Genomic DNA, 22,689 nt, shown 5'->3' with positions numbered 1-22,689 from the left:
AAATACCCACTAATGGGTATTTTTACTTAGTTAAGGTTAATGGGTTGAAGGGGTATTTTTGTTACTAGCTCGTAATGAAGTGGATATGATTACTTTCTCCGTAATAAGCGGCTGAAAACAAACCAAAAGAAAAACAATATAAAAATAAGAATGGAAAGAATAATAATTTCCTCCCGACCTATTGTCCATGTCAGTGTGTACATATCCAAAGGTATACTAAAATACCCACTAGTGGGTATTTTAAATCAAAGAATATGTCTATTTCTTTGTAGAGGATGGTAGGCAAACCATCTATGAAATAAAATAAATACCAAACGTATTAGTCAAAGATATGAATAATCAAAACGATAAGATCAAGTGGGTACTTACCAGAATCGCTTATTTTTTTTTCTTTCTCCTTTTTTTAACGGCTTGTAAGAAAGACAGTGCCTTGCCAAACAAAGAAGATGACAAGGAGGCAAAACATATCAATGGCGGGGATATTGTCCGCTATGGGTTGAAGGTCATCGATGTTGGAGATCTCTCCTTACAAAAAGAGGAGTACAAAGGCAAAATCGGCGATGTTGATATCCTGCTGGCAAAAGCCGGAGAAAAAGAACTAGCCTTTATACTGTTGGAAGATGTGCCGGATGGCGAACAGGAACTGGTTATTCCGGAATTGGGCAACCTAAAGATTACTTATACCCTGAGGGATCCCGTGCTGTCGCAGTCAGCCGATGCAACGATTGCACCTCTGCTGACAGGATTTACACGTTTTGCCCAGGAGCGTAGTGACGATACGACATCCAATGGGTTGGTATTGCAGAGTTTGTATAATGTTGTGGAAATATATGAAAATGCTACAACCGAACAGCGGCGTATCATGGCAATGACCTATCAGGCCAATAAGTCGATGTTTGAGGAGGTCTTTGCAGAACTGGATGATATGAGGAGGAGTAGGACTGAGCGCCGGAATATGATGGCCGGATCAGTGGTTGTACAGGAAGCGGGCGATGGTTTTCGTATGTCCGCAGACCGACCAAACTTGATGTCTGCCCATCAAGTGAGCCTGAGTTCCAATACAGGACGATCCACTGTAGGTGGACGCATTGGGAATTTATTGCTGTTCGGTAAGTTTTCGCGATATATCATCACGATGGGCGTGTCCGGTGTTGTGGCGGTTTATGGAAAACCTTATGCTTGGCATACTGTGGTTCTGGGGGGCGTTGCGGTAGCATGTGCATATGAGGCACGAGCCACATTTCAAGAGATTACGGATATTATCTGGCATAATATCACACTCAAATTTGATCGGTTAGTTGGTAGTTTTTCATCGAGACAATCTCGGTTGTCAGCAAGAGGGACGGTTCCGGGACTGAAAGCCGCGGCCAACGATAATATGGATGCCTTATTGTTGTACCACGACGAATATACGCCATTGCCTTTCCATTTGGAAGGGCGTCGTTTGGAGAAGGGTGATGTAAACAGCTCTTCGGCAGAGCTACAGACTTTCTTCAGGGATCTGCAGGAGCTTGTCAGCATGAAAACGAAAATCAATGATGCATTATCTTGGTGCAACAAAAATATTCCTTTTGCTAATTTCAGCCTGTTGCCGATCGAGACCTTGCCTACCAATAGCCAGATGCTCAATGTCGGCGCGCCATCGGATATCCTAGACTATCTCTCTTTTAGTATAGACCATCAAAACATCGAATTGGAGGACATCTCTTTGACGGAAGCGGGTGAGCTGAATATTAAGGTGAAGATCGTTAGTGCCGATGAGGAAAGTCTACGCGGTACATTGAATTATGTATATAAAGATGACATAAGTTCGTTTGAAGGAGGTGTACCGGTGGAAGTGAAGAAGGAACAGCTGATGGATTATACAGGCACTTGGTGGGTTGTGCGAAGTTATGATAGTCAGACCGGTGAGTTGTCTCATGCTATCGGGTATAATGGATACCGATTTAGATTCGACGCACAGGGGAATAGTACTGCTGTACAGCGATATAGCCTTGATAAATCTGAATGGATAAGATGGGATGATGCTGCAGACCATCGCTTGCTCTATAGAGATGGTGTATTGAGATTGTTCTCCGTGGGGTTCACTTGGTTTAATAGTGTTAGAGCAGATTTCAAAGTTGAATCTTTACATGGTAAGGTATTCATTGAAGTGGATCCGGAAGATCGTGATGGATACGGTCATTCAGAAGATTTTTTCTATAAAATAGAAAGGCAGTAGCTCGACACATTAACTACTTTTGCTCTTAAAAGCGACAAAAGAAATCGTTCTTTTTATTGTACCTTTGCGAGTAGAACAGAAAATTTGAAACTATGCGTACACAAAAAGGTCCTATTTCTCAATTCATCGAGAAAAACTACTTGCATTTCAATGCAGCTGCTTTGGTAGATGCAGCGAAGGGATACGAAACGCACCTATTGGAAGGTGGAAAGATGTTAATCTCGTTGGGCGGTGCGATGAGTACAGCCGAATTAGGAATTTCACTGGCGGAAATGATCCGTCAAGATAAAGTCCATATTATTTCTTGTACTGGTGCGAATCTGGAGGAAGATGTGATGAATCTGGTGGCGCATTCACATTATAAGCGTGTACCCAATTATCGTGATCTGACGCCGGAGCAAGAGCGCGAATTGTTAGACCAACATTATAACCGCGTAACGGATACCTGTATTCCGGAAGAAGAAGCCTTTCGTCGTTTACAGAAGCACTTGGAAGATGTTTGGCATGCCGCAGAGGAAAAAGGTGAACGTTATCTGCCGCACGAATTTTTGTACCAAGTGGTAAATTCGGGTGTATTGGAGCAATACTATGAAATTGATCCGAAGAACTCGTGGATTGTGGCTGCAGCAGAGAAAAATCTACCGATCGTATGTCCGGGTTGGGAAGATTCGACAACCGGAAATATCTTTGCGGCCAATGTGATTAAAGGTAACTTAAAGGCCAGCACGGTGAAGTCAGGTATTGAATATATGATCTATTTAACGGAATGGTACCGTGCCAATTCAGAAGGTAAAGGTGTGGGGTTCTTCCAGATTGCAGGTGGTATATCGGGTGATTTTCCTATTTGTGTCGTACCGATGATGTACCAAGATTTGGAATGGGAAGATGTGCCTTTTTGGTCCTATTTCTGTCAGATATCAGATTCAACGACTTCTTATGGCTCGTATTCGGGTGCTGTTCCTAATGAGAAAATCACATGGGGTAAATTAGATATAGACACACCGAAGTTTGTGGTGGAGTCTGATGCTACGATCGTAGCACCGTTGATTTTCTCTTATATTTTAGGGCATTAATTAAGGAGTTAGAACGTTAAGAAGTTAGAGGGTTAAGAAGTTCGTGTTTGAAACCCTCTAACTTTCTAACCATTTTAACTTTCTAACTTTTATAAAAATCAATGAGCCAACTAATAACAGATAACCCTATCGCACTTCAAGCTCTTCTATCGGAAACTCTTTTCCTTCCAAAGGAGAAAGAGGAGGCAATGGTTTCATCTGTCGGAAATGTAGAGGATGATGCAAGTGGAAAAGAAGTAGAAGAATTTATATACCAAGGCGATAAATCTACAGGTGTCCTCTTTATCTTACGCTACCCCGATTTTCCGTATTTTTCACCACAGGCCGAGGATGCGTTTTTGAAAACGTTGAGCGCGCTCAATCTGTCGTTTGAAAATGTTGCGGTCGTCAACTTAGCAAATCCGCATAATCCCAATGATTTCAAGCGGATCATGCAGTTTTTTCAACCGACTAAGATTACCTTGCTCGGTGTAGAGCCTATATCGCTCAAACTTCCCGAAATCGCACATAATTCGTATATGAAAGGTCGTGTAGCAACGGTATTCAATACGTTCAGCTTTGAGGAGATGTTTGCCGATGTGCAAAAGAAGAGACTATTCTGGAATGAGTTTAAAGTGTTTATTGGGACGTAAGGAGCTAAAAATTTCTAACCTCTTAACCTTGTCTAACAACAAAAAAATGGAATTAGTATTTGCAACGAACAACGCCCATAAGCTTGAAGAAGTACAAGCTATTATTGGGGATAAATTCAGTATAAAATCTTTAACGGATATTGGTTGTTCGGATGATATTCCCGAAACCGGTGTGACCTTTGAGGAGAATGCAAAACAGAAAACGGACTATCTTTTCCATAAATACAGGCTGGATTGTTTCGGCGACGACTCCGGATTGGAGATAGATGCTCTTAACGGAGAGCCAGGTATTTATTCCGCCCGCTATTCCGGCTCACGTGATATGGAAAAGAATATTGATTTGGTATTCTCCAAATTAGGAGACAGCCAAAACCGTATTGCTCGATTTCGCACAGTGATTTCGCTTTTTCTAAATGAACAGCAATATTTCTTTGAGGGAAGTATCGAAGGAAGTATCATTGACGAGCGTAGAGGTTCAGGAGGTTTTGGTTATGATCCTATTTTTATCCCCGAAGGGTATAATAAAACGTTTGCCGAAATGACTTCCGAAGAGAAAAACGAAATCAGTCATCGGGCGATTGCGGTAGGAAAATTAGCAGCGTTTTTGAAAGAAGATAATCGCTGATTGGCGTTAGTTCGGTGTTGTTAACCATAGGTATGCCTCAAAGTATAAGGTGAAATTGGCGAAAATATGAACCTTTTTAGACGCTATTTGAGCGATAAAACGAATGAAAATCGAGGTTTAAATGCAATAATTGCAGTTTTTTAGAGTTGTAATTTTGAAAACAGGCGGGATAAAACAGTTACATCTTTTGGGAAAACAACTACATGGTTTGCTAAACTAACTACATCTTTTGAGAAAACAACTACATGAAAGGCTAAACGAACTACTCCTTTTGAGAAAATAGCTATATCTTTTGGAAAACCAACGACATAATCTGCTAAACTAACTACAGCTTTTAGAAAAGTAGCTACATCCGCAGACAGATTAGCTTTATCCGCAGCTAAAACAACTACATGATCTACTTAGCTAACTACTTCTTATACGAAAACAACGACATCTTTTAGAAAAACAGGTACATCCGTCGGCAGATAAACTTCATTCTCCGCTAAACAAACGACATGATCTACCAAATCAACTACGTCTTAGGGGAAAACAAGTACATTCGCTGTTAAAACAGGAACATCTTTTTGGAAAGAAACCACACGATACAGCGAGGTACCCTTAACAGTTATTCGATATCGGAACCATTTTCTTCTTCAGTGGGCTTCACGGGTTCCACCTCCTTCTCCACCGATTTTTCTTCAGTTGATGCTGCTTTTGAAGCCTCTTCTTCTCCAGTTATCGGTGTTTCCGGCTCTTCTTCCGCTTGGGCTGGCGTTTCTTCTTTCTCCTGTTGTGTTACCGGCTCTTCAGATGTTTCTGTCAGTTCATCAATTTCCATCATTTCATCGGGCGTTCCGAGCGTATTTTCATCCTGTGGGCTTCCCGCAGGAGCTTCCGGTTTTTCGATCTCCCGTTTCCGGTTCATCATATCCTCTTTCGATTTGGGCCGGTCCTGTGGTCGCCAAACGAATCCAGGTAAGACTTCATTTTCTTGCGTTACTTGCTTAAAAGGATAAAGCTTTTGGTCTACTTTTCGTATCGTAATGTAGTCAATGATTTTTTTACCCTCCATTTTGATTTTAATACGCGCGCCTCGGTCGTGGAACATCTCCGTTATCCGGTGGGTTTTATCATTCGTGGCAAAACTTAAATTCTCTGCATTTCCGTCTACATACATTCGGTCAATAGAGTTATTGGCAAAGAAAGCGGTAATCTTTCGACCTTTGAGCTGATTGAACTTGACCGTGTCCATTACCGCATTTACCATAAAGGCATTATTAATTAGTAAGGCGTTATCCATGCGCTGGTTCTGAATCTGCATATAGATGGTGTCGGACGAAATTTGCGATCCCTCCGCCCAAATCATAGGCCTCCCCATGAACCGAAACATAGAGTCAGCCATGCCGTAATAAACAGAATCAGCTACCGCCTGCAAATCCGATTTGAACATTCGGACATTGTAATAAGCCTTGACAATCCGTGTTCGAGCCGTATCAAGATAAGCTTCATTCGTGGTGTCTTTGAAGGTTTTATCCGGCGTTTGGGCGGTAGCTATCGCTTGATTAATTAGGCTGTCCGCAGTGGCTTCTTCTGGAATCACTGCTTGTTGCCGTAATATCGAATCCTGTCGCATGCTTCTAGAGATGTCCGCTCTAGCCGCCTCCTTAATAATTGTTGCTCGTTTAGCCGAGTCCACCGGAACTGCTTTTTTGATTTCTTGCGGCTTTTCTATTGTTAACTTTTCTTCCGCTTTTTCCGTCACGATGGTCTTTAAGCTATCCATCTCCCTATGAATCGCTGTGCTATCTATAAGTATACTGTCCATGATCCCATCAACAGAAATACTGTCCATCGAGACACTATCGACAATCGTCTTAATTGAGTCGGATAACGGTGTCAGATTTTCTGTTTCTATGTCCGTATTATCCGCTCCATAGTCGCCCTCGTCTCCGTAATTAACGTCCTCGTCGGTTTCAATTTCTCCACCACTTCGATCCAGTTTAAAATCTAATGCTTTGTAATCACGTAGCATAATCATGCGCGAATAGAGTGTATCGGCAGTCATATAAACAGAATCTACCTTTGCTGTATCACGGGGGAGTGTCATCTGTGTAGAATCCGTTGTGGTAATGATCTCGTTGTCAGCAGTTACATCGGGTTCCTCTGTTTGCGTTATCTCCGCTTGCGCGACGGTATCCTTCTTTATGTCTGTGGAATCTGTTTCCATAGAATCCGCGGGAGTTATAGCGAGGCTATCCACCGGTGCTGAGCTGGTGGAATCATTTTCCACCACCATCGTGATTAACGGTTTGTCGGTCATCGTAATAGATTCGTCCGCTTGATCATATAAACCGTAGCCACCATATGCATAGAATTTATCCAAGGTGTCGACAAATACAACGTTTCTATACGCTTTTCCTACGCCGGTCGCTCTATCGTAGTAAAGACTGTCGCCCTTTAAAAAACGTGTTCCTTCGGTATATAGATTGTTTTTGGAGAAATTAGCAACACCCGTCTCTGTGTTATAGTTTCCTTTCTCGGTATATAGGTTTTCGCCGCTATTTCCTTTGATATTCGTCGGTCCAAAGAAATAGGTCATGCGCTGATTAGAATTGTAGCGCATCGTATCCGTATAAATCTTTACATCAGGTGTCCGTACAACAACCTGATTCCGAAAATAGGCATCTTCTGTATTTTCGAAGTAATAAGCCGTTCGCGAAGTAATGGTATCCCCTTTAGAAATAATTCTTCCTCCCCCGGTGTAGTTGCCTATTTTATCACGCATCTTATAGATGAGGTGATTTGTAGTCAATACGGAATTGGCATCGACCATGCGGACATTGTTCGTCAGCGTCGCAATCTGCGGAGCGGCGTCATAATGTAGTCGGTCGGAATAAATAATTGTGCCGGATGGCTGCGTAATCACGACGTTTCCAAATGCTTCAAAGAACTGCCGGCCAACCTCATCCTCGTAGATAATGCCACTGTCGGCGGATAGCGTATTTCCTTTGTGTGCATAGACGGGTTGAATACTGCTGAACCCTTGTTGATCGATAATCGTACTGTACCTCGAAGAGATAAGGCGTAGTTCTTCCTGAGCAAACAATGATGTGAGCCAGAGGAGGTTTAAAATAAGCGTAAAACAGTATTTCACGAAGGCAAAAATAGGTAATTATCTTCTTTTTCCCCGTGAAAAAGAAGCAAAAACCTCGCCGCTTCGAATGTTTTACATTTGGAATAGTACTAAGGATGAGTTTGTGCAGTTGTAAAACATGCGGATGCGGCATTTCAGTGTTAACGGAGGGTTCATGCAATTGTATTACCCCTTCATTAAAAACTCATGTTGCCTCAAAAACTTTGGAAACTGTAGAAATTTATGGATGCAGCAACTGTATTATCCCTTATTAGCCTCTGATGTCCATGCGAATTTTTGAGGCATGTAGAAATTTATCCTTAGTACTATCCCCTCTCCTCAAAGATTCGAAGGACGATTTTTTGCACAACTTTTTTCTAAAAAAAGTTGTTTAAGAAAAACTTAACTTTGATTTATGAATCTAGTTCGCCGTTTTCAACAATATATGCAAGAAACACTGGATATAAGTGTAGATGATAACGTGTTGCTGGCGGTTAGCGGTGGGCGTGATTCGATGTTGATGACGCACCTTTTTTTAAGGAGTGGCTATTCCTGTATAATCGCCCATTGTAATTTTCATTTGCGCGAGGGAGATGCTGATTTAGATGAACAGTTGGTAAGGGAGTTTGCAGAGCAGCATAACGTACCTTGTTTTATCCGGCATTTCCAAACCAACGACTATGCACAGGAATATGGTCTATCTACCCAAATGGCAGCACGTGAATTGCGCTATGCTTGGTTTGAAGAACTACGTATACAACAAAATGCAAAATGGGTCGCTATCGCACAACATCAAGACGACCATATCGAAACGGTGTTGCTTAACTTGACGCGAGGAACAGGATTGCAGGGCTTGCAGGGCATCCTTCCTAAACGAGGAAAAATAATTAGGCCCCTCTTGTTTTTATCATCGGCAGAAATTACGGCCTGTGTACAACAATTACAGATTCCTTTTCGGGATGACCAATCTAATTTCTCTACAAAATATGCAAGAAACAAAGTACGCTTGGAAATTATGCCCAAGTTTCGGGAAATTAGTCCGGAATTTGACACTATCATGCAGGCGAACATTGTTCATTTTCAAGAAGCACACGATCTGCTCCAATCGTTTATTTTCCCGATCCGAGCGGAGTTGTTTGTAGCAGAAGGTAACTTGATCCGAATTAACAAATTGAAATTGCAGCCTTATCTTCATCGATTGCCCTTATTATTCGAATTGTTTAAACCATATGGTTTTTCCAAAAATATTTTGGCTGATGTGCAAGCAAGTTGGTACAGTGAGTCGGGTAAAATTTTCCATGCACCACATTATGAATTGTTGTTGGATAGAGACGACCTTTGGTTGAAAGCGAAGGTAGAAGAGTTTTATCCGCACAATACATTAGAAATACCAGCCGATAGTTCCGTTTTTTCTTTTGGAGGTAAGCTGTTTGAAGGATCAATAGGAGAAGATACGGCTATACGCGCATCAGAAAATGTATTACAGGTAGATTTCGATAGTTTACGGTTTCCGTTGATGTTACGTTTTTGGGAGGAGGGAGATTATTTTTATCCAATAGGTATGGGCGGAAAACGGAAAAAACTTAGCGATTACTTTGTACAAAAGAAAATAGGACGGTATGAGAAACAAACAGTTCCTATTTTAGTCAATGGGAATGGGGATATTGTGTGGATTGTGGATTATCGTGCAGATAATCGGTATAGGATAACGAAAAGTACAAAAAAAGTCTTTACATTAGTTTGTAAATAAGAGCCTGTTTAAATTTGTATTATAAGAATTTTTATAGGCTATTTATGAGCGAGACGAGGCAAATTTTCTGGAGATAGCCGGAAGCTATCTTCAGAAAATTTAACGAAGACGCAGCCAAAAAGAGGCATAAAAAAATAATTAGGTAAATTTTAAACAGGCTCTATAAGCTATGAGCGAACAATATCTTTTTCAGGAAAAGCAATATTTGGGGCGGGATGCTACGTGGATTAGTGTACGGATGATTTTGGCTTTATTTTGTTTTGTCGCCTATTATTTAAATATAGAGAACTTGCCTTCCAGACAATTGTTTTTTATTGTCGGTACGGGCGTGATTATCGTCTCGATCATCATGATTTACATGGTGCATTATAAAACAACCGTAGAAGGGAAGTTTCTAATTTTGAGTGGACTGTGGTCGTCTAAACTGGTTAAAATCGATCTCTATAATATCGCGAAAGTAGAATTGAAACCATATAGTTCTTTTATCTTCAATAATCCCGTTTATAATTTGCACAAAGGGGGGAAAATTCGTTTTTATTCGGGCGGGAAAGATGCCGTGTGGCTGACGGATAAAGAAGGATTAAGGTATATTATTGGTTCGCATAAAGCAGAGGAATTGGCACGGGCGGTTATGGAAGCAAAGCGAAAGCTAAATACTTAAATTTTGTTAAGGGTTTTGATGCTGACATTCTGTTGACGGTGAAAAAAGAATTAAATTACTAAATTTGGTGAAAACGTAAAAAAAGAATGGAACTACTTAAAATACTCGCTATATTTTTGCTTGTTTTTTATGGATTGAAATATTTGTTTCGTCTGCTGATGCCTTTTGCCTTGCGCAAAATGACGGAACGCCTTATGAATAAAGCCCAGCAACAACAAGCCGCAGGAGGGGGGCGTGGAACAAGATATGATTATACTACCGGAGGGAGTCCCTTTGATCAATTTAAACAACAAACGCCACCCAAAAAGGAGGGAGAGCTGCGTGTAGACTATGTACCACAAGACGAAGCTAAAGCGAAGAAAGGGACACAAACTGCAGGTGAGTTTATTGACTTCGAAGAAATTAAATAATTCGATTAACGCTTTCACTTTTCAACCCGCTAATTTTTTAATATATTAACATTTCGAAATGTGGTTGAAGCAACTTTCTGTTTTCAATTTTAAGAACTATACCGAATCCTCTTTAGAGTTTTTGCCCCAGATAAATGCTTTTGCAGGAGCAAACGGTACGGGAAAAACCAACTTATTGGATGCCATCCATTATCTTGCTTTATGCAAATCCTATTTCAACCCGATAGATTCACAGCATATCAAAAAAGGTTTTGACTGGTTTATTGTGCAGGGTGAGTTCGAGCGTGATCAGGTGCCCGACGTCATTTCTTGTAGTTTAAAAAGAAATCAGAAAAAGCAGTTCAAACGTAATAAAAAAGATTACCAACGTCTGGCAGACCATATCGGTTTATTCCCGTTGGTCATGATCTCACCTAATGACACGGTTATCGTAACAGAAGGAAGTGAAGAACGGCGTAAATTCATGGACAATGTGATCTCCCAAACCGATAATCATTACCTGGATATCCTTATCCAATACAATAAAATTCTTTTGCAACGCAATATATTGCTTAAACAGGTAAGGGAAAAGGGAGTGTTGGATTTGGGCGTATTGGAGGTTTTGAATCTCCAGCTGACTGAAGTGGGGGAGCGAATATTCGAAAGAAGAAAGCAGTTTATGGACGAATTTCTTCCAGAATTCGAACGATATTATGCCTTCTTAACAGAAGGGGCAGAGAAAGTTTCGTTAGTTTATGAATCACCATTAATGAAGACTGATTTTGAAACATTGTTACGAAGCAGTTTAGAGAAAGACCGTGTATTAGAGCGAACTTCACAAGGAATTCATAAAGACGATCTTTTGTTTACTATTCATGAGGAGATGCCCCTAAAGAAGTTTGGTTCACAGGGGCAGCAAAAATCGTTTTTGATAGCATTGAAGTTAGCACAATACAGTTTCCTTAGGAATAAGAAAAAGGATAAGCCGCTGCTGTTATTGGATGATATTTTTGATAAACTGGACGACAGACGGACAAAAAAATTGATGCAGCTGGTTTCAGAGGATGAATTTGGACAGATATTTATTACGGATACAGATGCCGGAAGAATAAAAGATATTTTCGATGAAATAGCGCAACCAATTCGTATTTTTGAAGTGAAAGGGGGCGCTATAAATGTATAAGAAAAAACTGGATGAAATCCACACCAAAGATGATGTAGGTATTAAAGAGGTTATTGAGAAGTGGATTGAGACGTATCGGCTGCGCTCCAAGTACGATGAGTCATCAATCGTGAATGCTTGGCCGGATATTATTGGGAAAGCTATTGCCAATCGTACGCAGCAGATTTATATTCACGATAAAAAATTGTTTGTCAAGGTCGAATCAGCGGTGATCAAGAATGAACTGGCGATGATGCGCCGTCAGATTATAGGACGTGTGAACGAATACGTCGGACACGTGGTCGTGGAAGAATTTATTATTTTATAAATACTCGTCCAAATTTCCTTTTCCTTCCCGTATAATTTCAAAATCGCCAGACGTTACATCAACAACTGTAGAGGCAACATTATCGCCGTATCCGCCATCAATCACTAGATCAACGAGCTCTTCATACTTTTCGTGAATGAGTTCCGGATCGGTAGAATATTCAATGATATCATCTTCATCACGAATAGAAGAGGTAACAATCGGATTACCGAGTTCTTTGACGATTTCCCGCACAATATTATTATCGGGAACACGAATACCCACCGTTTTCTTTTTGGTGCTTAGCAGTTTGGGAACTTGCCCGCTTGCGTTAAAAATAAAAGTAAATGGACCGGGTAATGCCTTTTTTAGTACACGAAATACCACCGTATCAAAAGGTTTGGTGTATTGGGAGATATCGGTCAAATCGTAGCATATAAAAGATAAATTCGATTTTTCAGGCTTAAGGCCTCTTATCTTGCATACGCGTTCGATCGCTTTCTGATTTGTGATATCACAACCGATACCATATACCGTATCCGTAGGGTATATGATGACTCCTCCTTTTTTAAGGATATCTACGGCCTGCTCGATAAATTTCGGATTCGGATTTTCTTCGTGTATTCTTAAAAGCATTTGATAAAATAAATAAGACGCTAAAAATAAAACCGCTGAAAGTTGAAAAAGTTCAGCGGTTTTATCCTTTTGTTAAAATTCTGCATTTTTTGGTGTTCTTGGAAACGGAATAACATCTCGTATGTTGGTCATCCCGGTTACAAATAATACCAAACGTTCAAAACCTACTCCAAAACCCGAATGTGGGGCAGATCCAAAACGACGTGTGTCTAAAAACCAATCCATTTCTTCTTCGGGGATACCAACTTCTGCCATGCGTGTGAGCAGCTTGTCTAGATTTTCTTCCCGTTGTGAACCGCCCACCATTTCACCGATTCCCGGAAACAAAATATCCATGGCACGTACCGTATGACGACCTTGTGCATCGGGTTCATTTTGTTTCATGTAAAACGATTTTATTTCACGTGGGTAATCCGTAAGAATCACCGGTTTTTTATAGTGTTTTTCTACGAGATAGCGCTCGTGCTCCGATTGCAAATCCGCACCCCATTCTTCGATAAGGTATTTGAATTGCTTCTTCTGATTGGGCTTGCTTCGTTTTAGGATTTCAATAGCTTCTGTATACGTTACACGTTCAAAATCGTTTTCGATAATAAAGTTCAATTTTTCAATCAAGCTCATTTCAGAACGCTGGTTCTGCGGTTTTGATTTCTCTTCTTCCAGTACGCGGTTGTTTAATAGCTCGATTTCTTCTGGACAGGTATCTAGCGCATATTTGATAACATATTTCAATAAATCCTCTGCCAAATCCATGTTATCATCGAGCTCATAGAAGGCCATTTCAGGCTCTATCATCCAAAACTCGGCTAGGTGACGCGTTGTATTGGAGTTTTCTGCCCGAAACGTAGGACCGAATGTGTAAATGTTGCCCAATGCCATTGCTGCGAGTTCACCTTCTAATTGACCCGATACGGTCAAGTTTGTCGGTTTACCGAAAAAATCTTCCTTAAAGTCTATTTCGCCCGAGTCAGTGCGGGGAGGATTGCTTAAATCCAACGTTGTTACTTGAAACATCTCACCGGCACCTTCTGCATCAGAACCTGTAATAATGGGGGTATGCATATATACAAAGTCCCGCTCGTTGAAGAATTTATGTACAGCAAACGCTAGTGCATTACGGATCTTGAATATGGCGCTAAATGTGCCTGTACGAAAGCGCAAATGCGCTATTTCTCGTAAAAATTCCAAACTGTGCTTTTTCGGTTGTAACGGATATTTTTCGGGATCTGAATCGCCCAAAATAGTCAGTTCATTGACTTTAATTTCTACGCGCTGTCCTTTTCCCAAAGATTCCACCAGTTGCCCCTTTACGCGTACAGCAGCACCTGTTGTTACTCTTTTGAGCAAGACCTCATCCGTACGCTCAAAATCGACGACAGCCTGTATATTGTTGATGGACGAACCGTCATTAATCGCGATAAATTGATTGTTTCGGAATGTCCGTACCCAACCTTTTACAATGACTTCCTTGCCAAATTCTTCTGACTTCAATAACTCTTTTATACGTGTGTGTTCCATTTTAATAATATTATTTCTCTTCATTTTTTTCTTGATAAAAAAACGAAGCAAAAAAATCAAGGCTGAGTATGTTTTCGCTACCTTTACTTGTCTATTCCTAAACAGAATGGAACTCGCTTCGCTCAAACAACATTCTGTTTTTAACGGAATAGTCTACGTAAAGCTGGCCGCGAAAAAATACAAGGCCGTTATAGCCCGCGTCATCACTTACCTTTACTGATCGCATTTATTTACCAATATACGCGACCAGTTTGTCTTTCAGTACGCATTGCACGATCCCTAATTAACACTTCATGTCGCCTCAAAAATTTTGAAATTTGTACCAATATCATTTTTGCACTAACAACTCTTTCAAAATTTTTCAGCGACGAGGTTTACCTTCGGTGAGCTCCACTTCGTTCCGGTTTTGGTTCTTTTTTACGGGAAAACCACGAAGTGCTCATCCATACAATTATAAATAAACACTCATGGATAAAAGAACATAAATAATATTTTACTAAAAAAAGCCGGTTTTCGAAAGGAAACCGGCTTTTTATGACATTGTCTTTATTATCCTTTCAGTACTTTCGTCACTAATTCTGCAGCTTCTTTCAATAAGATAGCAGAGTAAACTTGCAAGCCAGAATCATCAATTAATTTTTTGGCTTCCTCAGCGTTTGTTCCTTGAAGACGAACGATGATAGGCACAGGGATGTTCCCAATTTCCTGGTACGCATCTATTACCCCTTGCGCAACGCGGTCACAACGAACGATACCACCGAAAATATTAATTAAGATAGCCTTTACGTTTGGATCTTTTAAGATAATATTGAAACCAGCTTTTACGGTCTCCGCATTCGCGGTACCACCGACATCCAAGAAGTTTGCTGGTTCACCACCGGCAAGTTTAATGATGTCCATGGTTGCCATCGCTAAGCCAGCGCCATTCACCATACAGCCTACGTTACCATCCAATTTCACATAGTTCAAGTTGGATTCTCCAGCTTCTACTTCCGTAGGATCTTCTTCTGCTAAGTCGCGCAAAGCGGCATAATCCGTGTGGCGGTATAACGCGTTTTCGTCAAAATTAACTTTCGCATCGACAGCCAGGATTTTATCATCAGACGTTTTTAATACCGGATTGATCTCAAACAACGATGCATCAATAGAATCGTATGCTTTATACAAAGCAGCGATAAACTTCACCATTTCTTTCTGTGCTGCACCAGAAAGACCTAGATTGAAAGCAATTTTACGTGCTTGGAAGCCTTGTAACCCAGCTTTAGGGTCGATTTCTTCTTTGAAAATTAAATGCGGTGTTTTCTCAGCGACTTCTTCAATATCCATACCTCCTTCGGTAGAATACATGATGATGTTACGTCCTGTTGCGCGATCTAATAAAACGGAAACATAAAATTCTTTGATTTCACTCTCTCCAGGATAATATACATCCTGTGCTACCAAAACTTTGTTTACTTTTTTCCCTTCCGGTCCCGTTTGAGGGGTAACCAATTGCATGCCGATGATGTCTGTTGCACGTTGCAATACCTCATCATGGTTTTTTGCCAATTTCACACCACCACCTTTACCACGGCCACCTGCATGGATTTGTGCTTTTACAACCACCCAGTCCGAGTTAAAATCTTGTTTTAATGTCTGTGCGGCTTCAACAGCCTGTTCGGGAGTTTCTGCAAGGATTCCTTCTTGAACTCTTACGCCAAAACTTTTAAGTATTTCTTTTGCTTGATATTCGTGAATGTTCATCTTAAAAAATTTGTCGTAAAATTATGATTTTTAAATGGAAAGGACAAGTAATCTTTTCCTCGTTTTTTCATCTAATTGTTTTTTCTTACAGGGTGATGAAGCTGCCGTGATTTAAATATAATGCAACGTGATTTTCGAAAATCATGGCGGTTTCTTACCTTCGCATTATGATATTGGAAGCAAACCAAATATATAAGTCTTTCGGTCAACTGCCGATTTTGCGTGGTGTAGATCTATCGGTAGAGAGAGGGGAAATTGTTTCGATCGTTGGCGCATCAGGAGCAGGAAAGAGTACGTTATTGCATATTATAGGTACATTGGACAGGCCGGATAGTGGTCGGATAGTCATTAATGGTACCGATGTAAAGGCGCTGAGTGAAAAGAAGATGAGTTTATTCCGCAATAAGCATATTGGTTTTGTTTTTCAGTTTCATCATTTGTTGCCAGAGTTTACGGCGCTCGAAAATGTTTGTATTCCTGCCTTTATCAGTCAGGTAGGAAAAAAAGAAGCAGAAGCACGTGGTATGGATCTTTTGGATCGCTTGGGTGTACGACATCGTGCGCAACACAAACCATCGGAGATGTCGGGAGGAGAACAACAAAGAGTGTCTGTGGCGAGGGCATTGATCAACCAACCGGCACTCATCCTGGCAGATGAACCCTCCGGTAACCTCGACTCCGAGAATGCAGCTTCATTACACCAGTTGTTTTTTGAGCTGCGTGCGTCCTTGGGACAGACCTTTATCATTGTTACGCACAATGAAGAGTTGGCTAATATCTCCGATAGAACAATTCATATGCGTGACGGACAGATTCTTTGAAAAAAATGATAGATACTATTTTAATCACGTATGGCACACGGCCTTTTGCACAGCGTGTAAGCAGATTGTTGTCAGCACGTTACGAAGTGGTTTATGCCAGTTCGGAACCGTTTCCGGATTTATTGCTAAAACAGAACTATCATCGGATTCCTACAGGGGTAAACCCTACGTTCGCACATGAGATATTGAAGCTGTGTTTGGATAAGGGCTGCCAAATGATACTTCCTTTAGGTGAGATGGAATTGCAACCTATAAACGAAGCCCGGATTTTGTTAGAAGAATATGGAATAGTGGTTTTATTACCCCATGATTTGGAAGAATGCTTTATGCTCGAAAACCCCTCAGGAGAGATTCATGTCTTGAAATCCGGAATAGATATACTAACAGGTGACCAATTATGTGGGGATCATTTTTCAGGAGCAGGCATATTGGCTGATTCGGGTGATGAGCCGATATTATGTTTGGTTTAAATGATGAATAACGGAACGCACGCTTTTAATAAATCGGTTTATGTTTTTGAAATCGATGATGTATTGTATCCCAAGCCCGAATATTTATTACAAGTCTATTATTTGTTTTCCAATTTCGCAGAATATACAGAAGGACTGCCCATCGCCAAGGATATGGTGGGTTTTATGAAGGAAACGTTGGAAACAATAGGAGAGGATGAAGTACTGCCAAAGACAATCGCATATTTTGGGTTACATGAAGGTTACCGTGAAAATTTTGAAAGGTTGAAAGCCAATGCGCACCTTCCTTTGAAACTTATATTGAAAGAGGATATTAAAAGATTATTGTTATCTTTATTTGAGAAAGAAAAGCATGTGGGTATACTAACAGATGGAAACCCCATAGAGCAACTAAATAAACTGAAACACATCGATTGGCAGGACTTATCGAGGTTTTTGCCTTCATTAAAAGTGTTTTTTATACGTGAATTGATGTTTCGCAACATCAATCCTATTGATTTTCTTAAAGAGGAGTATCAGGTTTCGGCAGATGAAATTTCAATCGTTACCGGGGACGAATTGGAATTTTGATAGGTGATGTTTGTCAAAAAAAGGTATAGGCATGAAAAAAAAACCGGCAACGATAAAGGAGATTGCGCGTAGACTGAAAATATCGCCATCCACCGTGTCGCGTGCATTGAATGATCATCCGAGCATTGGGTTGGTAACGACAATGCGGGTAAAGAAGATGGCCGAAGAACTGAATTACGAACCTAATCAGACCGCCATATTTTTTAAACAGCGACGTACATTTACGATCGGTGTCATTCTTCCAAATCTTTCCGAACCTTTCTTTTCTTCTGCGATTAGCGAAATTGAAAAGGTGGCGGGGGAGCATGAATATACGGTGTTGATGGGGCAGTCGCATGACGATGCCGCGCGTGAATTAAAAATCCTGCAAACATTTAAGAAACATCGGGTCGACGGCATTTTGATGTCGTTGGGCAAAAATACGGAAGACTTGAGTTTTATCAAGATATTAGATGATGCAGAAGTTCCGATCGTTTTCTTTGATTGCGTACCCAGAATTGACGGCGTCAATAAAGTATATAGTGACCTTTCTACCGGTATGCGGGAAGCTGTCCAATCGTTTGCCGCTTTAGGGCATAAAAATATTGCATTGATTAACGGTCCGGAAAATTTATTGGCTTCGCAAGAACGGGCAGCAGCTTATAGAAAAGCGTTGAAAAGTGAAAATTTGGAATACAATGCGCGTTACGAAGTACACACTGATTTAACAGAGAGAGGAAATATCGAAGCGATAGACAAGTTATTGGTATTGTCGGAGCGCCCATCGGCTATTGTGTCGTTTAATGATTTTGTCACGTTGGATGTGATAAAATATGTACGTCAGCGGGGATTAGTACAAAAGAAAGATGTGTTTTTTATCAGCTACGCAAATTATCCGTTATGGAAATATATGGAAAATCCGCCGATGGGGAGCATAGAACAGTATCCCGATAAGCAAGCTCGCAAAGCGGCTGAAATCCTCTTTAGACATATGGCTGCAAATGACGACCAACAGGAACCGGAGACAGTCGTTTTTGAATCGAAATTGGTTTTAAAATAGAAAAGCGAGGCACAAGCCTCGCTTTTCTATTACTATAAATGAATCACCTCATCATAAGCAGCAGCAGCAGCTTCCATAATGGCCTCACTCATGGTTGGGTGTGGATGAACGGCTTTAATCATTTCGTGTCCGGTAGTTTCCAATTTTCTGGCAACAACAATTTCTGCAATCATTTCGGTCACGTTGGCACCTATCATATGCGCTCCCAGAAGTTCACCATATTTCGCATCAAAGATTAATTTGATAAATCCATCTTTCGCACCTGCAGCAGAGGCCTTACCAGAAGCGGAGAACGGGAATTTACCCACCTTAAGTTCATAACCAGCTTCTTTAGCAGCTTTTTCCGTATAACCTACAGAAGCAACTTCTGGCGAACAGTATGTACATCCCGGGATGTTATTGTAATCGATAGGGTCTACATGCAAACCTTTTATTTTCTCTATACAAGTTATCCCTTCGGCAGAAGCAACGTGTGCTAGGGCCTGACCTTTTACAATATCACCGATGGCGTAAACACCGTCAATGTTTGTTTTATAGAAATCGTCTACGATAACACGACCTTTATCTGTTTTTACACCAACTTCTTCTAAACCTAAATTTTCTATGTTTGGGGTAATCCCTACAGCCGAGAGTACAACTTCAGCTTCAATAGTTTCTGTTCCCTTGGCTGTTTTGATAGAAACTTTCGAGAGGTCACCTTTGGTATCTACGGATTGGACTTCCGATTTGATCATGATATCGATGCCTGCTTTTTTTAGCGATTTTTCCAATTGTTTGGAAACCTCTTCATCTTCTACAGGTACTATCCTATCCATGAATTCTACGATTGTTACTTTTGTACCGATCGCATTGTAGAAATAAGCAAACTCTACGCCGATAGCACCGGATCCCACAACAACCAAAGATTTTGGTTGTTTAGGAAGATTCATTGCTTGGCGATAGCCAATGATCTTCTTGCCATCTTGTGGTAAGTTAGGCAATTCACGCGAGCGTGCTCCGGTTGCCAATATGGTATGTTTTGCTGTATATTCTTTCGTAGAACCGTCTGCACCTTTTACGTCTATTTTACCACCCTTTTTAATTTTGGCAGTACCCATAATAACATCAATTTTGTTCTTTTTCATCAAGAACTGGATACCTTTGCTCATACCGTCCGCTACGCCCCGACTCCGTTTTACAATGGCCGAAAAGTCCGCTTCGCCACCCTGAACTTTAATTCCGTATTCTTCAGCATGGTTCAAATACTCAAATACCTGCGCACTTTTCAATAAAGCTTTGGTAGGGATACAGCCCCAGTTCAAGCAGATGCCGCCTAATGCTTCACGTTCTACAATAGCTGTTTTAAAGCCTAACTGAGATGCGCGAATGGCAGCAACATATCCTCCTGGACCACTACCGATTACTATGATGTCGTAATTCATATGTAAATAATTTATTTTTTAAAGGTCATATGGAATATCCAGATTATGTTTAGTTGTGTTTTGCAATCTTGGATATTTCATAATGTGTATTTGTTTTTAAGCGTATTCACCACATAATGGGTATTTTGAATACGTATTTAATTTAAACGTTTTGTAGTATAAGAATTTGTCCGCATAGCGAACGTCCCAAAAATACATATTTTTTTCGTTCGAATAAATTGTTTTCTATATAGAATTTGCCATATTCCTAAGAACATGTCAGTCTTTGGTCAATAGATGATTAAAATACTTTGCTATTGGACTTTAGACCGTATGTTTGCGGAAACTTTTAATCGTTTATTATGCTACGGATTTTTCAGCAAATTGCATTATGGGAGGCTATCTCCACTGTTATTCTTTTTTTTGTCGCCATGCCCTTGAAATATCTGGCGGATATTCCTGAGGCTGTTCGTATTGCCGGTTCTATCCACGGTTTTTTAGTGGTGCTGTTTGTTGTTTTGCTGGTGATGTGCTGGAACGAATATAAATGGTCTTTTAGCCGCGTGTTAAAATACTTTTTAGCGTCCTTGATACCTGTTGTATCCTTTTGGGTGGAGCGGGATGTGAAACGCCAAATCCACGCACAAAAGACAACCGGTACGTCACTTTAGCTTTATTGCTTGTCCGGATAGGAGTCTATGCTCATGTAGGCATAGGTAATCTCTGTCTTCCCGTGTGGTACAGGATTGCCGTCCTTGTCCAGATTGACGAATACAAGCTTGTCGATCGAAAGTATGGTTTTTCGAGTAATCTTGTTACGTACTTCACACCGCATGGTGATGGATGTCGTGCCGAAATGTGTGGCCGTGATGCCCATTTCAATAATATCACCCTGCTTGGCGGAACTTACAAAATTGATCTCGGAAATGTATTTCGTGACGACATGAGGATTGCCCAATTGTACAATCGCATAGATTACGGCCTCTTCATCTATCCAACTTAATAATCTGCCACCGAACAGGGATCCATTGGGGTTTAGATCTTCGGGTTTTATCCATTTTCTAGTGTGAAAATTCATAATGTTAATGATTAATTAAAAAAGGCAAGATAATCGATCTCGCCTTTTATTATTTAAGCATGAATTGCTCTATTTGCTGTTGCAGCTAAAGCGGCCTCTTTTATAGCTTCTGTAAATGTTGGATGCGCATGACATATTCTGCCGATATCTTCAGCTGATGCACGGTATTCCATGGCTACAACTGCTTCTGCGATCATATCCGCTGCACGTGGTCCAATCATGTGTACACCTAATACCTCATCTGTTTCGGCATCTGCTAAAACTTTGATGAAACCATCTGTATCTCCAGAAGCTTTAGCACGTCCAGAAGCTTTGAAAGAGAATGAGCCCGTTTTATATTTTACACCTGCTTCTTTTAATTGTTCTTCTGTTTTTCCGACAGAAGCGACCTCTGGCCAAGTGTATACCACGCCTGGTATAAGATTGTAGTCAATATGCGGCTTTTGGCCTACAATGTACTCGGCTACATAAATACCTTCGTCTTCTGCTTTATGAGCAAGCATAGCTCCTTTTATGACATCGCCAATCGCATAAACACCTTCCACAGCAGTTTCTAAATGTTCATTAACGGGTATTTTTTTTCCTCGTTCTTCGGTTTTGATACCAATATTTTCCAATCCGAGACCTTCCGTATAGGCGGTTCTTCCCACGGAAACAATACAATAGTCACCCTCTAAGGAAACCGTTTCGCCTTTGGAGTCCTCTGCAGTGACAGTTACTTTCTTGCCTTTTGCGGTAGCGCCGGTAACCTTATGTCCCAAAAAGAACTCCACACCTAAATTTTTCTTTAATACACGTTGTAATTCCTTTCCTAAACCACCGTCCATGGTGCCGATGATTGATTTTTCATATTCAACAACGGATACTTTTGCGCCGAGACGTGCGTATACGGATCCTAGCTCTAAGCCGATTACACCGCCACCGATAACGATAAGATGTTTAGGAACTTCTTGAAGGTTTAGGGCTTCGGTCGAAGTAATGATGCGTTTTTTGTCGATCGGTAAGAACGGAAGTGCCGTAGGTTTTGAACCCGTGGCAATAATTACATTTTTTGTTTTTAGTTCCGTTGTGCTACCATCGTTTTGAGCCACCTTAATCGTGTTTTTATCAACGAAGGATCCAACGCCCTCATAGGTGTCTATTTTGTTTTTCTTAAAAAGAAACGTAATACCAGCCGTATTTTGTGAAATGACGTCATTTTTACGGGCCATCATCTTTTTTACATCGATCTTGAGGTTGCTTAAACCGATACCGTGCGCTTCAAAATTGTGTGCGGCGTTGTGGTAATGCTCTGAGCTGTCTAGCAATGCTTTGGAGGGAATACATCCTACGTTTAGACAAGTGCCTCCAAAAGTGCTATATTTCTCGATTACAGCCGTTTTTAGTCCGAGTTGGGCACAGCGAATGGCACTTACATATCCACCGGGGCCGCTTCCTATAACGATTACGTCGTATTGCATAAAAAATAGTATTGTAGTT

At 40.8% G+C, this 22,689-nt stretch carries 21 protein-coding genes; 14 read left to right on the top strand and 7 right to left on the bottom strand.

Going from position 1 to position 22,689, the window contains the following annotated elements; all coding sequences use genetic code 11:
• The first annotated feature begins 331 nt into the window (after nt 1-331).
• The 4 genes from H8B06_RS13705 (at nt 332) to H8B06_RS13690 (ending at nt 4,551) form a co-directional block, all read left to right on the top strand.
• Complete coding sequence (locus H8B06_RS13705) at nt 332-2,221, top strand: hypothetical protein (RefSeq protein WP_190994835.1); 1,890 nt, start codon at nt 332-334, stop codon at nt 2,219-2,221.
• Between the two features lie 92 nt (nt 2,222-2,313).
• The gene (locus H8B06_RS13700; RefSeq protein WP_190994834.1) at nt 2,314-3,294 is read left to right on the top strand and encodes a deoxyhypusine synthase family protein; all 981 of its coding nucleotides are present in this window, start codon (nt 2,314-2,316) and stop codon (nt 3,292-3,294) included.
• A gap of 101 nt (nt 3,295-3,395) precedes the next feature.
• Nucleotides 3,396-3,926: a hypothetical protein gene (locus H8B06_RS13695; protein ID WP_190994833.1), complete on the top strand. Its 531-nt coding sequence runs from the start codon at nt 3,396-3,398 to the stop codon at nt 3,924-3,926.
• Between the two features lie 46 nt (nt 3,927-3,972).
• The gene (locus H8B06_RS13690) at nt 3,973-4,551 is read left to right on the top strand and encodes a non-canonical purine NTP diphosphatase (RefSeq protein WP_190994832.1); all 579 of its coding nucleotides are present in this window, start codon (nt 3,973-3,975) and stop codon (nt 4,549-4,551) included.
• A gap of 607 nt (nt 4,552-5,158) precedes the next feature.
• On the opposite strand, the gene H8B06_RS13685 is transcribed toward H8B06_RS13690, so the two are convergent.
• Nucleotides 5,159-7,687 (bottom strand): OstA-like protein, encoded by a 2,529-nt coding sequence (locus tag H8B06_RS13685; protein ID WP_317170912.1) that lies wholly within the window; start codon nt 7,685-7,687, stop codon nt 5,159-5,161.
• A gap of 394 nt (nt 7,688-8,081) precedes the next feature.
• Here H8B06_RS13685 and tilS point away from each other — a divergent pair, with 394 nt between their 5' ends.
• The 5 genes from tilS to H8B06_RS13660 all read left to right on the top strand — a co-directional run bounded on the left by tilS (nt 8,082) and on the right by H8B06_RS13660 (nt 11,956).
• Nucleotides 8,082-9,416, top strand: a complete 1,335-nt coding sequence (gene tilS, locus H8B06_RS13680; RefSeq protein WP_190994831.1) for a tRNA lysidine(34) synthetase TilS — start codon at nt 8,082-8,084, stop codon at nt 9,414-9,416.
• A 169-nt stretch (nt 9,417-9,585) separates the two neighbouring features.
• Nucleotides 9,586-10,077, top strand: a complete 492-nt coding sequence (locus H8B06_RS13675; RefSeq protein ID WP_190994830.1) for a hypothetical protein — start codon at nt 9,586-9,588, stop codon at nt 10,075-10,077.
• Nucleotides 10,078-10,163: 86 nt separating this feature from the next.
• Nucleotides 10,164-10,487, top strand: coding sequence for a DUF4834 family protein (locus H8B06_RS13670; protein WP_190994829.1), 324 nt, complete (start codon nt 10,164-10,166; stop codon nt 10,485-10,487).
• A gap of 58 nt (nt 10,488-10,545) precedes the next feature.
• Nucleotides 10,546-11,649: a DNA replication/repair protein RecF gene (gene recF, locus H8B06_RS13665; protein WP_190994828.1), complete on the top strand. Its 1,104-nt coding sequence runs from the start codon at nt 10,546-10,548 to the stop codon at nt 11,647-11,649.
• A complete protein-coding gene (locus H8B06_RS13660; RefSeq protein ID WP_190994827.1) occupies nt 11,642-11,956 on the top strand; it encodes a DUF721 domain-containing protein in 315 nt (104 codons plus the stop codon). The genes recF and H8B06_RS13660 overlap by 8 nt, the downstream gene beginning before the upstream one ends.
• On the opposite strand, the gene H8B06_RS13655 is transcribed toward H8B06_RS13660, so the two are convergent.
• The 3 genes from H8B06_RS13655 to sucC all read right to left on the bottom strand — a co-directional run bounded on the left by H8B06_RS13655 (nt 11,951) and on the right by sucC (nt 15,832).
• Nucleotides 11,951-12,571, bottom strand: coding sequence for an L-threonylcarbamoyladenylate synthase (locus H8B06_RS13655; RefSeq protein WP_130141547.1), 621 nt, complete (start codon nt 12,569-12,571; stop codon nt 11,951-11,953). The two genes, H8B06_RS13660 and H8B06_RS13655, sit on opposite strands and share 6 nt — an antisense overlap.
• 72 nt (nt 12,572-12,643) lie before the next feature.
• Nucleotides 12,644-14,089, bottom strand: a complete 1,446-nt coding sequence (gene asnS, locus H8B06_RS13650; RefSeq protein WP_190994937.1) for an asparagine--tRNA ligase — start codon at nt 14,087-14,089, stop codon at nt 12,644-12,646.
• 549 nt (nt 14,090-14,638) lie between these two features.
• Nucleotides 14,639-15,832, bottom strand: coding sequence for an ADP-forming succinate--CoA ligase subunit beta (sucC, locus tag H8B06_RS13645; protein ID WP_190994826.1), 1,194 nt, complete (start codon nt 15,830-15,832; stop codon nt 14,639-14,641).
• A 167-nt stretch (nt 15,833-15,999) separates the two neighbouring features.
• On the opposite strand from sucC, the gene H8B06_RS13640 reads away from it, so the two are divergent.
• The 4 genes from H8B06_RS13640 to H8B06_RS13625 are packed head-to-tail and all read left to right on the top strand — an operon-like array spanning nt 16,000 to nt 18,732.
• Nucleotides 16,000-16,653: an ABC transporter ATP-binding protein gene (locus tag H8B06_RS13640; RefSeq protein WP_190994936.1), complete on the top strand. Its 654-nt coding sequence runs from the start codon at nt 16,000-16,002 to the stop codon at nt 16,651-16,653.
• 5 nt (nt 16,654-16,658) lie between these two features.
• Nucleotides 16,659-17,123 (top strand): hypothetical protein, encoded by a 465-nt coding sequence (locus tag H8B06_RS13635; RefSeq protein ID WP_190994825.1) that lies wholly within the window; start codon nt 16,659-16,661, stop codon nt 17,121-17,123.
• Nucleotides 17,124-17,693, top strand: a complete 570-nt coding sequence (locus H8B06_RS13630; RefSeq protein ID WP_190994824.1) for an HAD family hydrolase — start codon at nt 17,124-17,126, stop codon at nt 17,691-17,693. It abuts the gene before it with no gap.
• Nucleotides 17,694-17,724: 31 nt separating this feature from the next.
• The gene (locus H8B06_RS13625; RefSeq protein ID WP_190994823.1) at nt 17,725-18,732 is read left to right on the top strand and encodes a LacI family DNA-binding transcriptional regulator; all 1,008 of its coding nucleotides are present in this window, start codon (nt 17,725-17,727) and stop codon (nt 18,730-18,732) included.
• 32 nt (nt 18,733-18,764) lie between these two features.
• Here H8B06_RS13625 and lpdA (H8B06_RS13620) read toward each other — a convergent pair whose 3' ends face one another.
• Nucleotides 18,765-20,153, bottom strand: a complete 1,389-nt coding sequence (lpdA, locus tag H8B06_RS13620; RefSeq protein WP_190994822.1) for a dihydrolipoyl dehydrogenase — start codon at nt 20,151-20,153, stop codon at nt 18,765-18,767.
• Between the two features lie 341 nt (nt 20,154-20,494).
• Between lpdA (H8B06_RS13620) and H8B06_RS13615 the strand changes: the two genes are divergently transcribed.
• Complete coding sequence (locus H8B06_RS13615) at nt 20,495-20,803, top strand: DUF3817 domain-containing protein (protein WP_190994821.1); 309 nt, start codon at nt 20,495-20,497, stop codon at nt 20,801-20,803.
• 2 nt (nt 20,804-20,805) lie between these two features.
• On the opposite strand, the gene H8B06_RS13610 is transcribed toward H8B06_RS13615, so the two are convergent.
• A complete protein-coding gene (locus H8B06_RS13610) occupies nt 20,806-21,210 on the bottom strand; it encodes an acyl-CoA thioesterase (protein WP_190994820.1) in 405 nt (134 codons plus the stop codon).
• A gap of 53 nt (nt 21,211-21,263) precedes the next feature.
• Nucleotides 21,264-22,670: a dihydrolipoyl dehydrogenase gene (lpdA, locus tag H8B06_RS13605; RefSeq protein WP_190994819.1), complete on the bottom strand. Its 1,407-nt coding sequence runs from the start codon at nt 22,668-22,670 to the stop codon at nt 21,264-21,266.
• Nucleotides 22,671-22,689 lie beyond the last annotated feature (19 nt).

Source organism: Sphingobacterium micropteri (assembly GCF_014692515.1).
Classification (GTDB): Bacteria; Bacteroidota; Bacteroidia; order Sphingobacteriales; family Sphingobacteriaceae; genus Sphingobacterium; species Sphingobacterium micropteri.
This window is presented reverse-complemented; position numbering and strand designations above follow the sequence as displayed.

What these genes read in the sequence shown, in the direction of transcription:
- lpdA (WP_190994819.1), bottom strand. Translation starts at nt 22,670, where the DNA reads ATGCAATACGACGTAATCGTTATAGGAAGCGGCCCCGGTGGATATGTA.
- H8B06_RS13675 (WP_190994830.1), top strand. Translation starts at nt 9,586, where the DNA reads ATGAGCGAACAATATCTTTTTCAGGAAAAGCAATATTTGGGGCGGGAT.
- H8B06_RS13615 (WP_190994821.1), top strand. Translation starts at nt 20,495, where the DNA reads ATGCTACGGATTTTTCAGCAAATTGCATTATGGGAGGCTATCTCCACT.
- H8B06_RS13630 (WP_190994824.1), top strand. Translation starts at nt 17,124, where the DNA reads ATGATGAATAACGGAACGCACGCTTTTAATAAATCGGTTTATGTTTTT.
- lpdA (WP_190994822.1), bottom strand. Translation starts at nt 20,153, where the DNA reads ATGAATTACGACATCATAGTAATCGGTAGTGGTCCAGGAGGATATGTT.
- H8B06_RS13640 (WP_190994936.1), top strand. Translation starts at nt 16,000, where the DNA reads ATGATATTGGAAGCAAACCAAATATATAAGTCTTTCGGTCAACTGCCG.
- H8B06_RS13655 (WP_130141547.1), bottom strand. Translation starts at nt 12,571, where the DNA reads ATGCTTTTAAGAATACACGAAGAAAATCCGAATCCGAAATTTATCGAG.
- H8B06_RS13660 (WP_190994827.1), top strand. Translation starts at nt 11,642, where the DNA reads ATGTATAAGAAAAAACTGGATGAAATCCACACCAAAGATGATGTAGGT.
- H8B06_RS13610 (WP_190994820.1), bottom strand. Translation starts at nt 21,210, where the DNA reads ATGAATTTTCACACTAGAAAATGGATAAAACCCGAAGATCTAAACCCC.
- sucC (WP_190994826.1), bottom strand. Translation starts at nt 15,832, where the DNA reads ATGAACATTCACGAATATCAAGCAAAAGAAATACTTAAAAGTTTTGGC.
- H8B06_RS13700 (WP_190994834.1), top strand. Translation starts at nt 2,314, where the DNA reads ATGCGTACACAAAAAGGTCCTATTTCTCAATTCATCGAGAAAAACTAC.
- H8B06_RS13695 (WP_190994833.1), top strand. Translation starts at nt 3,396, where the DNA reads ATGAGCCAACTAATAACAGATAACCCTATCGCACTTCAAGCTCTTCTA.
- H8B06_RS13705 (WP_190994835.1), top strand. Translation starts at nt 332, where the DNA reads ATGAATAATCAAAACGATAAGATCAAGTGGGTACTTACCAGAATCGCT.
- H8B06_RS13670 (WP_190994829.1), top strand. Translation starts at nt 10,164, where the DNA reads ATGGAACTACTTAAAATACTCGCTATATTTTTGCTTGTTTTTTATGGA.
- asnS (WP_190994937.1), bottom strand. Translation starts at nt 14,089, where the DNA reads ATGGAACACACACGTATAAAAGAGTTATTGAAGTCAGAAGAATTTGGC.
- H8B06_RS13635 (WP_190994825.1), top strand. Translation starts at nt 16,659, where the DNA reads ATGATAGATACTATTTTAATCACGTATGGCACACGGCCTTTTGCACAG.
- tilS (WP_190994831.1), top strand. Translation starts at nt 8,082, where the DNA reads ATGAATCTAGTTCGCCGTTTTCAACAATATATGCAAGAAACACTGGAT.
- H8B06_RS13625 (WP_190994823.1), top strand. Translation starts at nt 17,725, where the DNA reads ATGAAAAAAAAACCGGCAACGATAAAGGAGATTGCGCGTAGACTGAAA.
- recF (WP_190994828.1), top strand. Translation starts at nt 10,546, where the DNA reads ATGTGGTTGAAGCAACTTTCTGTTTTCAATTTTAAGAACTATACCGAA.
- H8B06_RS13690 (WP_190994832.1), top strand. Translation starts at nt 3,973, where the DNA reads ATGGAATTAGTATTTGCAACGAACAACGCCCATAAGCTTGAAGAAGTA.